The organism is Pseudomonas sp. DD1 (assembly GCF_044510355.1).
Lineage (GTDB): Bacteria > Pseudomonadota > Gammaproteobacteria > Pseudomonadales > Pseudomonadaceae > Aquipseudomonas > Aquipseudomonas shahriarae.
The window spans coordinates 269435-283537 of the sequence record NZ_MSAJ01000037.1 but is presented as its reverse complement, the minus strand read 5'-3'; the positions used below and the strand labels follow the sequence as shown (position 1 = coordinate 283537).

The window sequence follows — 14103 nt, the reverse complement described above, 5'->3', positions numbered from 1 at the left end:
TGGTATACCGTCATCGCAGGCAAGCCAGCTCCCACCTTTGATTTGTGGTGTGGCCCAAGCTTCTGCCCCGACGCACACCCCCTGTGGGAGCGGGCTTGCTCGCGAAAGCAGTGGGTCAGTCAACATCAATGTTTGCTGGGCGGACGTTTTCGCGAGCAAGCCCGCTCCCACAGGGGAAAATAGTTCGGCCTTCAGCCCAGTCGCGCCGCCGCCCGTGCGGCAATTTCGCCCCGGGTCTTGCGTGATTCAGCGGTGCGCTTATTCGCCTCGTCCAGTACCTGCTGTGGTGCAGTGTCCGGGCGGCCGGCATTGAAGGGCGGGGCCGGCGCATATTCAAGCTGCAACTGCACCAACTGCGCCGCCGCCTCGCTGTACAGCTCGGCGGCCAGGGTCAGGGCAAAGTCGATCCCCGCAGTGATGCCTCCCCCGGTAAACAGGTTGCCGTCGCGCACCACGCGCTCCTGCACCGGCGTGGCGCCGAGGGTGGCCAGCATGTCGTGGTAGGCCCAATGCGTGGTGGCCCGCCGCCCGCGCAGCAAACCCGCAGCGCCCAGCACCAGCGAGCCGGTACACACCGACGTCACATAACGTGCGGTCTGGGATTGCGCCCGCAGAAAGTCCAGGGTCGGCTCATCTTCCATCAATGGCCCAACCCCCGAGCCGCCCGGCACGCAGATCACATCCAGGGTGGGGCAGTCGTCGTAGGTGGTGGTCGGCGACAGCACCAACCCGCTGCTGGAAGTGATCGGCGCCAGGTCTTTCCAAATCAGATGCAGTCGCACCTCCGGCAACGACGCCAGCACGTCGTAAGGGCCGGTGAGGTCCAGTTGCTGAATACCGGGGAACAACACAAAGCCGATCTGCAAGGTCATGGTCAAACTCCAGGAAGAGGGATGGACGGCTTCACTCTAGTGGCCTAGGCTTTGGCGCATACGCCATTGAGCCCACTAATCACGCCAATCATGCCGAAAATCATCCATGTGCTCGCCTTTGCCAATGTGCAGGTGCTCGACGTCACCGGACCGTTGCAAGTGTTTGCCTCGGCCAACGACCTGGCGCGCCAGCAAGGCTTGCCGTTGCCCTATGCGGTCAACGTGATTGCCGCCCAGGCCGAGCCGGTGATGACCTCCGCCGGCCTGGCCCTGGTGGCCGAGCCGTTGCCTGGCGCCGACACGCCCTGCGACACCCTGGTGATTGCTGGCGGCTGGGGCGTGTATGGGGCGGCCGAGGATCCGCAACTGGTGGAGTGGGTCCGGCAAAAAGCCAGGCACTCGCGGCGCATGACTTCGGTGTGCACCGGCGCCTTTCTGCTGGCCGCCAGTGGCCTGCTCGATGGCTGTCGGGTCGCCACCCACTGGACGCGCTGCGAGGAACTGGCGCGCAAATACCCCAGGTTGCAGGTCGAGGCCAACCCGATCTTTATCCAGCAGGGCTCGCTCTGGACCTCGGCGGGCGTCACGGCCGGCATCGACTTGTGCCTGGCCCTGGTGGAACAGGACCTGGGCCGCGCGGTGGCCCTGGAAGTGGCGCGGCACCTGGTGGTGTTTCTCAAGCGCCCCGGTGGCCAGTCGCAGTTCAGCGTCACCCTGTCCCTGCAAAAGGGCGGCAGCCGCTTCAGCGAATTGCATGGGTGGATTGCCGAGCACCTGCACCTGGACTTGAACATCGCGACCCTGGCGGCCGCGTGCGGCATGAGCGAACGCAGCTTCGTACGCCATTACCGCGCCGAAACCGGCCAGACCCCGGCCCGGGCGGTGGAACTGATCCGCGTGGAAACCGCACGCCGGCAACTGGCCGACAGCGCCGTGGCAATCAAACGCATCGCCGCGCAATGTGGCTTTGGCAGCGAAGAAACCATGCGCCGCAGTTTTATCCGCGCCTTGTCGATCACCCCGCAGCTTTATCGCGAGCGGTTTTCGGCGCCGGCCTGAGTCTGTTCAAGCAGTTCAAACAGTGCATCGAGCGTGGCCTGTGGTGCTTCCTGGGGAATATTGTGGCCCACCCCGGCGAGCACCCGGCGCCGATAGAATCCGCTGAAATTACCCACGTCGTCATCCACCTCGGGAGCCGGGCCGACACCGTCGTCGGCACCGCACAGCGAAATGGTGGGCACCGAAATCGGCGGTGGTTGCACCAGCGCCTGTTCAATCACTTCCAGCGCCGGATCACCCTCGGCATACATGAAGCGATGGCGATAGGAGTTGATTACCACCTCCACAAAGTCCGGGTTATCAAACGAGGGTGCCGTCTGCGGGTAAAGGCTCGGCCCCGCAGCCCAGGAGGGCGACCAGAGCGACCACAACAGTTCGCACAACTCGCGGCGGTTGGCGGTCAGGCCATCGACGCCCCGTTGGGTGTGGAAGTAAAACTGGTACCACAACCGATGCTCGGTGACTGGCGCGCGGGGCTGGATGGACTTTGCGATGTCCTGGATGTTGTAACCGTCGCCAGTGACCAGGCAGCGCACGCGCTCGGGCCAAAGCGCCGCGACAATGCACGCGGCGCGCCCACCCCAGTCATAACCGGCGAGGGCGGCCTGGTCGATGGCCAGGGCATCCATGAAGTCCAGCAGATCCTTGGCCAGCGCCGCCTGTTGGCCGGAGCGCATCACCTGGGCGTGCACAAACCGGGTCGGGCCGTAGCCGCGCAGGTAAGGCACCAGCACGCGATAACCGGCCTCGGCCAACACCGGCGCGATGGCATCGTAGCCGCGAGGGTCATAGGGAAAACCGTGCAGCAGAATCACCACTTCACCGTCGGCCGGGCCATGGGCTTCGTAGGCGATATCGAGCATGGGAGTGCGGATATACAGCAGCGCGATCGAGGGGCTCATTGGGACTCCGTTCGGGTCACAGCAGGGAGCCTGGACTTTAGCGCGAAACCTTTACGTGTTCATGGGCCAGCAGCGAAAACACGTGCAGATCCTGGTAGCCACCGGCCCAAAACCCGGCCTCGCGCAGCACGCCTTCGCGGGTAAAGCCCAGCCGGCCCAGCAGTGCCTGGGACGGCAGGTTACGCGGATGGACCAGCGCTTCGACACGGTGCAGTTGCATCTGCGCAAAGCCCCAGTCGAGCACGCTGCGCAAAGCCTCGCTCATCAATCCGCTGCCCCTGGCTGACGGCGCCAGTTCGCAGGCGAGGGCGCAGCTGTTCCACTGGCGATTCCATTTGAACAGCCCGCAGGTGCCCATCAACTCACCGGCGTATTCCAGACCCCAGCGCGTGCCCGGATTGGCCTGGGTTCGCCAGTGGGCGAAGGTGGCGATCAGGGCGTGGGCCTGGGATATGTCGGTCATGGGGTCGATGCCAAACCAAGGCATGGCCTCGGCATCGCGATAGATCGCAAACAGCGCCGAGGCGTCGTGGGGGGTCAACTCCCGGAGCCGCAAGCGTTCGGTGTGCAGGGTGGGGAAAATATCCACGTGGTGTGGTGCGGTTGGCATAGGTATTGACTGAACATTTTCGGGCGCCAGGGGCGGGTTCATATTCGTTCCTTGAATACAGGAGGAGGCAGGCAGATAGCTCGCTCAAGGTCGCAAAGATCAAAGGTGGGAGCTGTCGAGCGTTAGCGAGGCTGCGATCACGTCAGTACAGCCAATGTTGAGGTTGCCTGATAGCGCCTACAAGGGTTTCACTTCGCTGCTTGATTCTCAAGGTTGCCACACGGTTTTCTCCCCGCTCAACTTGCGATCCAGAAACGTCGCCGCGCTGATCAAGGCCAAATGGCTCAATGCCTGCGGTGTATTCCCCAGATGTCGCGCCTGGCTGTCGAATTCCTCGGCATACAGCCCCAGCGGGTTGGCATAGCGCAGCAGTTGCTCGAATTCCAGATGGGCCTTTTCTACTTGCCCCGCGCGGGCCAGGCATTCGACGTACCAGAATGAACAGGCGGTAAACGCCCCCTCTGTGCCTTGCAAACCGTCAATTTGACTGTCGTCATTGCGGTAGCGGTAGACCATGCCATCGCGCACCAGGCTTTTCTGGATGGCATCCAGGGTCGATAACCAGCGCGGGTCGGTGGCCGCCACAAAACGCACCAGCGGCATCAACAGCATCGAACCATCCAGGGCAGTGCTGCCGATGTGCTGCACGAAATGCCCGCGTTCTGCGTTCCAGAAGTTGCTCCAGATATCTTCATAAATCGCCTGGCGGGTCTGGTCCCAGCGGGCGAACGGTGCCGGCAGCGAGCGCTTGGAGGCCAGGCGGATCGCGCGGTCGAGTGCCACCCAGCACATCAGCCGCGAATGCAGGAAGTGATGTTGCTCGCCACGCATTTCCCAGATGCCGACGTCTTTCTGGTTCCAGGTTTCGCACACTTGGTCCACTACTTCCAGGGTGTGTTTCCAGCCCTCATGGGAGATGGCTTCGCCGTACTTGTTGACCAGGTACACCGCGTCCATCAGTTCGCCGAAAATATCCAGCTGCACCTGGTCAAAGGCCTCGTTGCCAATGCGCACCGGTTGCGCGCCGCCGTGGCCGCTGAGGTGGCTCAGCTCGGTTTCCGGCAATTGCTGGCGGCCGTCGATGCCATACAGGATGTTGATTTTCATCGGTTGCCCGCAACAGTCGCTGACGCGCCCGCGCAACCAGCGCATGTAGTCATTGGCTTCCTGGACAAAACCCAGGCGCATAAAGGCGTAGACGGTGAACGAGGCGTCGCGGATCCAGGTGTAGCGGTAATCCCAATTGCGTTCGCCGCCGGGGGCTTCCGGCAGGCCGAAGGTGGCCGCTGCGAGGATCGCGCCGTGTTTGCGCGAGGTCAGCAGCTTCAGGGCCAGGGCCGAGCGATTGACCATTTCCCGCCAGCGGCCGCGGTAGTTGGACTGGGCCAGCCAGCCGCGCCAGAATTTCAGGGTGTGCTGCAGGTGCAGGTCGGTACCGTCGCTGGCCACGCGTATGTCTTCCCGGCCGCCAAGGACAAATTCGGCCCCCTGGTCCTGGTCCAGGGTAAAGCAGGCGACGGCGGCGTCATCTGCGATCTGCAACGGCACGCTGCTGGCCAGGCGCAACCCAGGCAGGCCCGGCGCCTCGAAGCACACATCAGCGTTATCGGCGGTGGCCCGAGTGGGTGCCCGGGCATAGTCATGGCGCACCGCGCAGCGCAGGTGCAGGGTGGCCTTGCCGCTCACCACGCGCACCCGGCGGATCAGCAGGGGCAGGTCATCAACGTCATCGCTGATACTCAGCAGGTCGGTGATTTCCACCACGGCGTCATCACTCAGCCAGCGGGTTTGCAGGACATTGGTATCCGGCAGGTAGATCTGTTCCCGGCGCGCCTGGGGCAGGTCCGGGGTCAACTGGAAAATCCCGGCGGCGGGGGAGTCCAGGAGCGAGCAGAAGATCGACGGGCTGTCGAATTCCGGCCAGCAGAAAAAGTCGATGCTGCCCTGGTCGTTGATCAGCGCCGCACTGCGCATGTCACCGATAATGCCGTGGGCGTCGATGGCGCTTTGCGCTTCGTTTTTCAGATCAACCATTGTCTTTGAACTCCGGGTAGAGACTCATGCCGCCGTCGATAAACAAGGTGCTGCCCACCACATAGTCGGAGGCATCACTGGCCAGCCAGACCACGGCGTTGGCCACATCTTCGACGTCGCCGACGCGGCCATAGGGGATCAATTTCAGCAACTGCTGTTCGGCATCGCCCTCGGTGGCAGCGCGGTTGATGGCGGTGCGGATCGCCCCCGGCGCGATGCCGTTGATGCGGATCCGTTGGTGGCTGACTTCCTGGGCGAGGCTGCGCATCAGCATCTCGACGCCGCCCTTGGAGGCCGCGTAATTGACGTGGCCGGCCCAGGGGATCAACTGGTGCACCGAACTCATATGGATGATCTTGCCGGCGGCCCGGGATACGCCTGCTCGCACGCCCTGGCGGTTAAAAATACGCAGGGCGGCGCGGGCGCAGAGGAACTGGCCGGTGAGGTTGACGCCAATCACCGCGTTCCACTCCTCAAGGGTCATGTCGCTGATGGCGGCGTCTTTTTGCAGGCCCGAGTTGGCCACCAGGATGTCGAGGTGGCCGAAGGCGTCGAGGGTCTGCGCGAACAGGCGTTCGACATCGGCTTCCCTGGACACATCGGCGCCGATCGCCAGGGCCCGGCCACCGGCCTGGTTGATCTGCGCGGCCAGGGCCTGGGCGGGTTCTGCCTGGCTGTTGTAGTTCACCACGACTGCCGCGCCGGCCGCAGCCAGCGCCCTGGCGGCCCCCGCGCCAATGCCGGAGCTGGCGCCGGTGACTACGGCGACTTGTTGTTCCAACGAGATGCGCATTGTCCATCCAGCCTTTATTCCAGAAGTCCATTCAGCTGACTGACGGCGCGGGGCACAAGTTCAGTGGCCTGTCTGGAATGCGACGATGGCTGTCTATATCTATCGTTTTCGCCAGCGGGCTTTTAGTTAGAATCAGTGGCTTAACGACGTGAGACGCAGCCCATGACAACTGTGCACCGGCCTTGGCTTGAGGCTTATGCCGACAACTACCGCAACGACGAAGTGGTCCATCCCCATTGTCATACCCAGGCGCAATTGATCCACGGCGTCACCGGGGTGATGGTGGTCAGTACGGCCCAGGGCAGTTGGCTGGTGCCGTCCGGGCATGCGTTGTGGGTACCCGCCGGGACGCCCCACGAGATTCGCATGGCCGGCGAAGTGCATATGCGCACCCTGTTCCTGATGCCCGAGGTCGAGCCGAGCCTGGGCCGCACCTGCCAGGTGATCGAGGTCTCGGCACTGCTGCGCGAGCTGATCGTGGCGGCGACGCTGATCGCCGGTGAAGTCAACAGCCCACGCTTGCAGGCCATGGTGGAAGTGATCCGCATGGAGCTGCTGGCCGCGCCGGTGGTGGCCATGCATGTGCCGGTGCCTGGCGAAGCCCGCCTGGCCAGGTTGTGTACCCGGTTTATCCGCAACCCGGCCGATGACAGCAGCCTGGAATCCTGGGCCGACACCCTGAACATGAGTGCGCGCACCCTGAGCCGGATTTTCCAGCGGGAACTGGGCATGAGCTTTGGCGAATGGCGCAAGCGTGCGCGTCTGGCCCTGAGCCTGAAGCTGCTGGCCCAGGGCGCCTCGATCCTGGAGGTGGCGCTGGAACATGGTTATCAGAGCCCGAGTGCGTTCAGCGCGATGTTTCGCCGCTCGCTGGGTTATCCGCCGAGTCATTTTCGTCCCCAGGCCTGATGTTGCTTCATGTAACCCAATTGTCCGTTTGGCGACGATACATGGCCCTGGCGCGGGCGAATCCGCCAGGGCGCATGCCTAATCTGCAAAGCTCATTCTTCAGCGAGCTTTGTGATGCCCAGCCTTGTCGTTCATCCCTCCACCAGCAGTCGCCCCCCGGCAGTCCTGACCCTGCTTCTGCTGGGTGCGCTAGCCGGATGCCGTGGCCTGCCCGACGAGCCCGCAGCGCAGTTGACGGCCCGGGCGGCGCCGCAATTGTCCAGCGGGTCAGCGGCCCAACCGCTGCCCGAGCGCTGGTGGCAGCTTTACCGTGACCCGCAATTGGACCGGCTTGTAGAGCAGGCCCTGAACCATAACCAGGACCTTGCCGCCGCCGCCGCCCATGTCGACGCGCTATTGGCGCACCTGGAGCAGGTAGATGGCGAACGCCAACCCTCGACTCTTCTGACCTACGGCGTCGGCTACGGCCGCAGCCGAGACGACCAGACCCTGGCCCAGGCCCGCGATGAGCGGGCCGAGGCCCAGTGGAGCCACGCCCCTGGATTCTCCCTGAGCTACACCCTCGACCTCTGGGGCGAGGTGCGTTATCGCCTGGCCGCCGCCCGTGCCGATGCGGATGCGGCGCGGGCGCTGGAAGACGAATGGCGGGTGACCGTGGCCGCGCAGACCACCCGGGCCTATGGCCAGGCCTGTGTCTATGCGTTCAGCCGCCAGGTGCAGCGTCATTCGGTGCAGGTGTTGGAGCGCAGTGTCGACGTCACTCGCAGACTGCAGAAGGCCGGCGCGGCGACGGCGCTGGACCTGGCGCGCCTCAATGGCCTGCTGGAAGAAACCCGTGCGCCGCTGCCGATGTTGACTGCGCGCTATCAGGCGGCCCTGTATGAGCTGGCGGTGCTCAGTGGCGTGCCGCCCCTGGAGGTGGCCCGGCAAACCTGTGCCCGGCGCCCACAATTGCAGGCGCCGCTGCCCGTGGGCGATGGCTGGGCGCTGGTGCAGCGGCGGGCCGATATCCGCCGTGCCGAGCGCCAACTGCAAGCGGCCACGCTGGCCATCGGTGTCGCTCGCGCCGAGTTGTATCCACGGGTGACCTTCGGGGCCGCGCTGGAGTCCTCCGCGAGCAGCCTGGGCAAGCTGGGGACCAGTGAAGCGCTGGTGTACTCCGTGGGGCCGTTGCTGTCCTGGCGCTTTCCCCAGCGCGGCGTTGCCCAGGCCCAAGTGAGCCAGCGCCGGGCCCAGGCGCGCGAGGCCCAGGCGCGTTTCGACGGCACGGTACTGCGTGCCTTGAAACAAGTCGAACAAGCCCTGGCGCTGTACCAGGGCGAACAACAGCGCCGCCAAGCCCTGCAGGCCGCGCTGGACAACAGCCAGCAGGCCCATGAGCTGGCCACCCGCAGCTATCGGGCCGGAGCCCTTGATGCCCTGCAACTGCTGGACAGCGAGCGCAATCTGGTCAACCTCCAGGCCCGCGTCGCCCAGGCCGACCTGCGCTTGATCAACCGCCAGATCGACCTGTTCCAGGCGCTCGGCGGTGGCTGGCAACGCAATGATCAACCTCAACCCTTACCCCTTGCTGCCCTTGGAGCCAAGCCATGAACCAGGCTGTTGAACCCGCGATCCTGCCATCCACTCCCAGCTTGATGCAGCGCCATCGCCGCGCCCTGCTGACGGGCGCATCACTGGTGACGCTGTTGGGGGCGGGGCTGTTTGCCGCGTATTGGTGGCAGTTGGGGCGATTTCTGGAAGAGACCGACGACGCCTACGTGCGCGCCGATTGGGTCGCCGTCAGCCCGCGGATTGCCGGCTATGTGGCCCAGGTGCTGGTGGAGGACAACCAGCCGGTCAAGGCCGGGGATGTGCTGGTGCGCCTGGATGAGCGTGATTTTGTCGAGCAGCTGCGCAGCACCCAGGCACGGTTGCAGCAAGCCCGGGCGGCGGCGAACGCCCGCCAGTCCAGCCTGACTACTCTCGACGCACGGCTCGACGAGCAGCAGCAACGTATCGCCCAGGCCCAGGCTGCACTGCATAGCAGCGAGGCCGAGGCCCATCGTGCGCGCCTGGACTTCCAGCGCTACCGCGATCTGGTGGATCAACAGATCGCCACCCGCGAGCGCCTGGAAACCGCCAGCGCCGGGCGGGCCAAGGCATTGGCAGCGGTGACCGAAGCCCGTGCCCAAGTGGCCCGGCAGCAAGCCCAGTGCCAGGTGCTGCAGGCGCGCCGCCAGCAGGCGAAGGCGCGGATCGCCGAATCCCAGGCCCGGGTGGGCGAGGCCCAGGCCAACCTGGCCCTGGCCCAGAATGCCTTGAATGACACAGCGATCCGCGCGCCGTTCGACGGCGTAGTGGGTCAGCGCAAGGTCCGCCGCCAGCAGTATGTGATGCCGGGTCTGCCTTTGTTGGCGGTGGTGCCGGTGGCACAGGCCTATGTGATCGCCAACTACAAGGAAACCCAGTTGCAGCACATGGCGCCGGGGCAGGCGGTCGATATCGCGGTGGACAGTTTTTCCGGCCAGCACTGGCGCGGCCAGATCGAAAGCATCGCCCCCGGTTCCGGTGCGGTGTTCGCCTTGTTGCCCCCGGACAACGCCACCGGCAATTTCACCAAGATCGTGCAGCGCTTTGCGGTGAAGATCCGCCTGGTGGCCGACGAGACGAATGCACCCGTGATCTTGCCGGGGATGTCCGTGATCGCCACGGTGGACACCCGCCCGGCCAGCCAGCAGGACGGTTCCCATGGAGGCTGATGGGCGCACCTCGAACGTTTCGTTTCGCGCCTGGGTCGCGGTGATCGGTGGTTTGTTCGGCTGCTTCATGGCCGGCATGAATGTGCATGTCACCAGCGCCGCCCTGCCGGAAATCGAAGGTGCGCTGGGGGCCACGTTCGAGGAGGGCTCGTGGATTTCCACGGCCTATCTGGTGGCGGAAATCATCATGATCCCGCTCACCGCGTGGCTGGTGCAGGTGTTCTCGTTGCGGCGGGTGATGCTGTGGGGCTCCGGGGTATTCCTGGTGGCCTCGGTGGCCTGTTCGATGGCGCCGAACCTGCCGGTGATGATCGTCATCCGGGTCATTCAGGGGGCGGCGGGGGCGGTGCTGATTCCGTTGTCGTTCCAGTTGATCATCACTGAACTGCCCGCCAGCAAGATCCCCCTGGGCATGGCCCTGTTCAGCCTGGCCAACAGTGTGGCCCAGGCCGCAGGGCCGTCCATTGGTGGCTGGCTGACCGATGTGTATTCGTGGCGCTGGATCTTCTACCTGCAACTGTTTCCCGGTATCGCGCTGTTGGCGGCAGTGGCCTGGTCCATTGATCGCCAGCCGATGAACCTTGGGCTGTTGCGCCAGGGCGACTGGTTGGGCATCGCCTGCATGGTCCTGGGCCTGGGGGCGTTGCAGATCGTGTTGGAGGAGGGCGGGCGCAAGGATTGGTTCGGTTCGGCGTTTATCGGCTGGATGAGCGTGGCGGCGGCGATGGGCCTGGTGGGCTTTGTCAGCCGGCAATTGTGGGGCCGCAAAAGCTTTATCAATCTGCGGCTGTTGGCGCACTACAACTTTGGCGTGGCCAGTGTGGCGATGTTTATCTTCGGTGCCAGCACGTACGGCCTGGTATTCCTGGTGCCCAATTACCTGTCACAGATGCAGGGCTACAACGCCAGCGAAATTGGCGTCAGCCTGATTGCCTATGGCCTGGTGCAACTGGTGCTGGCGCCGTTCCTGCCACGACTGATGAAGTGGTTGAGCGCAAAAATTCTCGTGGCCTCCGGTTTTGCGATCATGGCCCTGGGCTGCTGGATGGGCGCGCACTTGTCGGCAGACAGCGCCAGCAACGTGATCATTCCCTCGATCGTGGTGCGCGGCATTGGCCAGCCGCTGATCATGGTGGCGCTGTCGGTGCTGGCGGTGCATGGGCTGGCCAAGGCACAGTCCGGCTCGGCTTCGGCGGTGTTCTCGATGTTGCGCAACCTGGGCGGCGCGGTGGGCACGGCCCTGCTGGCGCAACTGGTGGTGGTGCGCGAGCAGGTGCATTCGGCGCGTATTGGTGAGTCGCTGAGCATTTTCGAACCGGCTTTACAGCAACATTTGCCGAACGGCGGCTTGTTGCAGGAGCAATGGCCGGAGCAGCAGCAAGTGCTGGGGTTGCTCGACCAGAGCGTGCGGCACCAGGCATTTTTGATGGCTTACAGCGACGCGTTCTACCTGGCGTGTGTGGCGCTGACCTTGTGTGCGGTGGCGGCGTTGCTGCTTCGTCGCACTTGATGGCTGTCGCGGGTTCGTGTTGTGGCGAGCAACTCAGCGATGGGGTTTCAGCCCCCGCAGCAGCAACTCCAGGCCTTGCAGCGCTTGCTCCAGGCATTCGTCCGGGCGTTCGGCATGGGCAATCCATTGCGCCGTATCTACCAGGCTGCCATTGATCAACCGGGCCAGTGCCAGGCTGGGGGCATGCTCGATAAGCCCGGCCTGCATCAATTCATCCAGCAGCCGACGCAATGATTCGATGCAGTGCTGCTGGGCCCCCAGGTCTGCCCCCAGCACCGCCGGTGCATCTTGCAGCACGATCCGCTGGATCTCGGGGTCCTGGGCCATGTGCAGGTAGGCGCGACAGCGCTCGCAAAAACCGTCCCAGGGGTTGTTGGCCTGAGTGCTGATTTGTTGCAGACGGTCATCCATTTCGCTGTCGAGTTGCGCGACCACCGCGGCCAGCAGTCCTTTCTTGTCGCCAAAGTGATGGTACAGCGCCCCACGGGTAAGGCCGGCGCGGGCGGTGAAATCATCCATCGAGGTATTGGCAAAGCCTTGGGTGGCAAAGGCATGGCGGGCGCTGGCCAACAGGCGGGCGCGGGTTTCTTCAATCATCTCGGCGCGGGCTCGGCTCATGGAAAACGCTCGCTAGTTGCGGGTGAGTGGTTGACATACGCCGCGTATGTTACTCATGATTTGTCACATACGCACCGTATATCTTTTCCCCGGATTGCATTGAATGGCAAGCTCCAGGGCTCCCAGCAAGAGGTCACGCACCATGGCAAACCCCTACGCCGAGCTGTTCCAGGCGCCAGGTTCCAGGGCTTTTGTATCGGCCGGCATGCTCGCTCGCATGCCGATATCCATGACCGGTATCGGGCTGATCACCATGTTGTCCCAACTGCGTGGCGGTTATGGGTTAGCGGGCGCGGTGGCGGCAACATTTGCCCTGGCCACGGCCTTTTGCGCACCGCAGGTTTCGCGACTGGTAGACCGTTATGGCCAGGGCCGCGTCTTGCCGGCGGCAGCCATGATCGGCGGTGGGGCGTTGCTGCTGCTGTTGCTGTGTACCCGTTTGCAGGCGCCGGACTGGACCCTGTTTATCTTTGCCGCCCTGGCCGGTTGCATGCCCAACATGTCGGCCATGGTGCGGGCGCGCTGGACCGAGATCTACCGTGGCCAGCCACGTTTGCAAACAGCCTTTGCCCTGGAATCGGTGCTCGACGAGGTGTGCTTTATCCTCGGCCCGCCGCTGTCGGTGGGATTGTGTGTGCTGCTGTTTCCCGAGGCGGGGCCGCTGGTGGGGGCGATCCTGTTGGCGGTTGGTGTGACCGCCTTTGTCCTGCAAAAACAGACCGAGCCTGCGATTCACGCGCAGCTTGAGCACCAGGGCAGTTGGTTGATCACCCAGCCGTCGGTGCTGGTGTTGATAATCCTACTGATGGCCATGGGCACCATTGTCGGGGTGGTAGACGTGGTCAGCGTGGCGTTCGCCCAGCACCAGGGCCAGCCGGCTGCCGCGAGTATCGTGCTGTCGGTGTATGCCATCGGCTCGTGCCTGGCGGGGCTGGCCTTCGGTGCGCTGAAGCTGAACATGCCCTTGCCCCGGCAGTTCCTGCTCTGTGGCCTGGCCACTGCCCTGACAACCCTGCCACTGCTGTGGGTGGGGGATATCCTCGGGCTGGCATTGGCGGTGTTTGTGTCCGGGCTGTTTTTTGCCCCGACCTTGATTGTGTCCATGGCGCTGGTGGAGCAGGTCGTGCCACCCAGCCGCCTGACCGAAGGCATGACCTGGCTGATCACCGGCTTGAGTATCGGCGTGGCCATCGGTGCCGCGAGTTCCGGCTGGATGATCGACCACTTTGGCGCCGCCAGCGGGTTCTGGGTGGCGCTGATGGCCGGGGCAGTGGTGCTGGTGTCCGCTTTATTGGGCTACCGCCGCCTGGGATGAGTCACCCCAGGGCGGGGTGGCTGTCTGTACGGTGATGGCGCAGGAACTCGTTCAGCGCCTGGCGTGTCAGGTCGTTGAGCGTGACCTTTTTCTGCGTCGCCGCCAGGGCCGCAGCCAGGTGCAGATCATGGCCGACCCGTACATTGAAGGAGCCTTTGCAGGGCTTTTCCGGTGCCTGGCCCAGGGTCTGGCAAGTAGCCAGATAATCCTCCACGGCCTCGCGAAAGGCGGCCTCCAATTGGGCCACGGTCTGCCCTTCGTAACTGACCAGGGAGCGGATAAACAGCAGCTTGCCGAACAGGCAATTGTCCTCGACGCTGGCTTCTATGGAGCCGATGTAACCTTTGTGTTTCAACTGGTTGCTCACTGAATCAAGCCTCCTGATTCCAACTGTTCAATGATCTGGCGCCGAATGTAGTACTTCAGTTCATTGCCAGGGTTGGGCTTGTGCAAGGTGATCATTGCACTCGGGTCGCCTATGTCGAACTTGACGCGGCTCCCAGCCCCTTCGATTTGTCGGTAACCCAGCCCGCCTAACAATGTCACGAGCTCAGGCCAGGTAAATGCCATCTGCAGGTTAAGCAGTTTGGCGAGCAGCTTTTCATTTTTGGACACGGCGTTCCCTGCGTGTAACTAAATGTAGTTGCAAATACAGTGCTCCGTCAATGATAGGGCCGCTTCGCGGACTTCTCCCGGGTTTGATGTAACGCCCGATGACTGCAATCGCCTGCGCTAATTTT

At 63.8% G+C, this 14103-nt stretch carries 14 protein-coding genes; 6 read left to right on the top strand and 8 right to left on the bottom strand.

The genetic code is table 11. The features are described 5' to 3' along the window. Positions 1–191: 191 nt before the first annotated feature. Positions 192–872, bottom strand: a complete 681-nt coding sequence (gene inhA / locus PSFL_RS24215; RefSeq protein ID WP_115127915.1) for an isonitrile hydratase — start codon at positions 870–872, stop codon at positions 192–194. A 90-nt stretch (positions 873–962) separates the two neighbouring features. Here inhA and PSFL_RS24210 point away from each other — a divergent pair, with 90 nt between their 5' ends. Further along, positions 963–1931, top strand: a complete 969-nt coding sequence (locus tag PSFL_RS24210; protein ID WP_115127916.1) for a GlxA family transcriptional regulator — start codon at positions 963–965, stop codon at positions 1929–1931. Here the strand turns inward: PSFL_RS24210 and PSFL_RS24205 are convergent. From PSFL_RS24205 to PSFL_RS24190, 4 genes are all read right to left on the bottom strand, one after another. Continuing rightward, a complete protein-coding gene (locus PSFL_RS24205) occupies positions 1901–2833 on the bottom strand; it encodes an alpha/beta fold hydrolase (protein WP_397470581.1) in 933 nt (310 codons plus the stop codon). The genes PSFL_RS24210 and PSFL_RS24205 overlap by 31 nt on opposite strands. 37 nt (positions 2834–2870) lie before the next feature. Next, a complete protein-coding gene (locus PSFL_RS24200; RefSeq protein WP_397470580.1) occupies positions 2871–3443 on the bottom strand; it encodes a GNAT family N-acetyltransferase in 573 nt (190 codons plus the stop codon). Between the two features lie 207 nt (positions 3444–3650). Next, positions 3651–5477, bottom strand: coding sequence for a glycoside hydrolase family 15 protein (locus tag PSFL_RS24195; RefSeq protein WP_170045254.1), 1827 nt, complete (start codon positions 5475–5477; stop codon positions 3651–3653). Further along, the gene (locus tag PSFL_RS24190) at positions 5470–6270 is read right to left on the bottom strand and encodes a glucose 1-dehydrogenase (RefSeq protein WP_057439105.1); all 801 of its coding nucleotides are present in this window, start codon (positions 6268–6270) and stop codon (positions 5470–5472) included. Before PSFL_RS24190 ends, PSFL_RS24195 begins: the two co-directional genes overlap by 8 nt. 162 nt (positions 6271–6432) lie before the next feature. Between PSFL_RS24190 and PSFL_RS24185 the strand changes: the two genes are divergently transcribed. The 4 genes from PSFL_RS24185 (at position 6433) to PSFL_RS24170 (ending at position 11430) form a co-directional block, all read left to right on the top strand. Next, positions 6433–7179, top strand: a complete 747-nt coding sequence (locus PSFL_RS24185) for a helix-turn-helix transcriptional regulator (RefSeq protein ID WP_057439104.1) — start codon at positions 6433–6435, stop codon at positions 7177–7179. A 114-nt stretch (positions 7180–7293) separates the two neighbouring features. Next, positions 7294–8772, top strand: coding sequence for an efflux transporter outer membrane subunit (locus PSFL_RS24180; protein ID WP_397470579.1), 1479 nt, complete (start codon positions 7294–7296; stop codon positions 8770–8772). Then, positions 8769–9920, top strand: a complete 1152-nt coding sequence (locus PSFL_RS24175; RefSeq protein ID WP_057439103.1) for an HlyD family secretion protein — start codon at positions 8769–8771, stop codon at positions 9918–9920. Before PSFL_RS24180 ends, PSFL_RS24175 begins: the two co-directional genes overlap by 4 nt. Further along, a complete protein-coding gene (locus PSFL_RS24170; RefSeq protein WP_397470578.1) occupies positions 9910–11430 on the top strand; it encodes an MDR family MFS transporter in 1521 nt (506 codons plus the stop codon). Before PSFL_RS24175 ends, PSFL_RS24170 begins: the two co-directional genes overlap by 11 nt. 33 nt (positions 11431–11463) lie before the next feature. Here PSFL_RS24170 and PSFL_RS24165 read toward each other — a convergent pair whose 3' ends face one another. Further along, a complete protein-coding gene (locus tag PSFL_RS24165) occupies positions 11464–12048 on the bottom strand; it encodes a TetR/AcrR family transcriptional regulator (protein WP_170045250.1) in 585 nt (194 codons plus the stop codon). 142 nt (positions 12049–12190) lie between these two features. Between PSFL_RS24165 and PSFL_RS24160 the strand changes: the two genes are divergently transcribed. Then, the gene (locus PSFL_RS24160; RefSeq protein ID WP_057439101.1) at positions 12191–13363 is read left to right on the top strand and encodes an MFS transporter; all 1173 of its coding nucleotides are present in this window, start codon (positions 12191–12193) and stop codon (positions 13361–13363) included. Between the two features lies 1 nt (position 13364). On the opposite strand, the gene PSFL_RS24155 is transcribed toward PSFL_RS24160, so the two are convergent. Both PSFL_RS24155 and PSFL_RS24150 read right to left on the bottom strand, forming a co-directional pair. Continuing rightward, positions 13365–13730, bottom strand: coding sequence for a type II toxin-antitoxin system HicB family antitoxin (locus PSFL_RS24155; RefSeq protein WP_057439100.1), 366 nt, complete (start codon positions 13728–13730; stop codon positions 13365–13367). Next, positions 13727–13978, bottom strand: a complete 252-nt coding sequence (locus PSFL_RS24150; RefSeq protein ID WP_169990413.1) for a type II toxin-antitoxin system HicA family toxin — start codon at positions 13976–13978, stop codon at positions 13727–13729. The genes PSFL_RS24155 and PSFL_RS24150 overlap by 4 nt, the downstream gene beginning before the upstream one ends. Positions 13979–14103: the final 125 nt, after the last annotated feature.

What these genes read in the sequence shown, in the direction of transcription:
- inhA (WP_115127915.1), bottom strand. Translation starts at nt 872, where the DNA reads ATGACCTTGCAGATCGGCTTTGTGTTGTTCCCCGGTATTCAGCAACTG.
- PSFL_RS24210 (WP_115127916.1), top strand. Translation starts at nt 963, where the DNA reads ATGCCGAAAATCATCCATGTGCTCGCCTTTGCCAATGTGCAGGTGCTC.
- PSFL_RS24205 (WP_397470581.1), bottom strand. Translation starts at nt 2,833, where the DNA reads ATGAGCCCCTCGATCGCGCTGCTGTATATCCGCACTCCCATGCTCGAT.
- PSFL_RS24200 (WP_397470580.1), bottom strand. Translation starts at nt 3,443, where the DNA reads ATGCCAACCGCACCACACCACGTGGATATTTTCCCCACCCTGCACACC.
- PSFL_RS24195 (WP_170045254.1), bottom strand. Translation starts at nt 5,477, where the DNA reads ATGGTTGATCTGAAAAACGAAGCGCAAAGCGCCATCGACGCCCACGGC.
- PSFL_RS24190 (WP_057439105.1), bottom strand. Translation starts at nt 6,270, where the DNA reads ATGCGCATCTCGTTGGAACAACAAGTCGCCGTAGTCACCGGCGCCAGC.
- PSFL_RS24185 (WP_057439104.1), top strand. Translation starts at nt 6,433, where the DNA reads ATGACAACTGTGCACCGGCCTTGGCTTGAGGCTTATGCCGACAACTAC.
- PSFL_RS24180 (WP_397470579.1), top strand. Translation starts at nt 7,294, where the DNA reads ATGCCCAGCCTTGTCGTTCATCCCTCCACCAGCAGTCGCCCCCCGGCA.
- PSFL_RS24175 (WP_057439103.1), top strand. Translation starts at nt 8,769, where the DNA reads ATGAACCAGGCTGTTGAACCCGCGATCCTGCCATCCACTCCCAGCTTG.
- PSFL_RS24170 (WP_397470578.1), top strand. Translation starts at nt 9,910, where the DNA reads ATGGAGGCTGATGGGCGCACCTCGAACGTTTCGTTTCGCGCCTGGGTC.
- PSFL_RS24165 (WP_170045250.1), bottom strand. Translation starts at nt 12,048, where the DNA reads ATGAGCCGAGCCCGCGCCGAGATGATTGAAGAAACCCGCGCCCGCCTG.
- PSFL_RS24160 (WP_057439101.1), top strand. Translation starts at nt 12,191, where the DNA reads ATGGCAAACCCCTACGCCGAGCTGTTCCAGGCGCCAGGTTCCAGGGCT.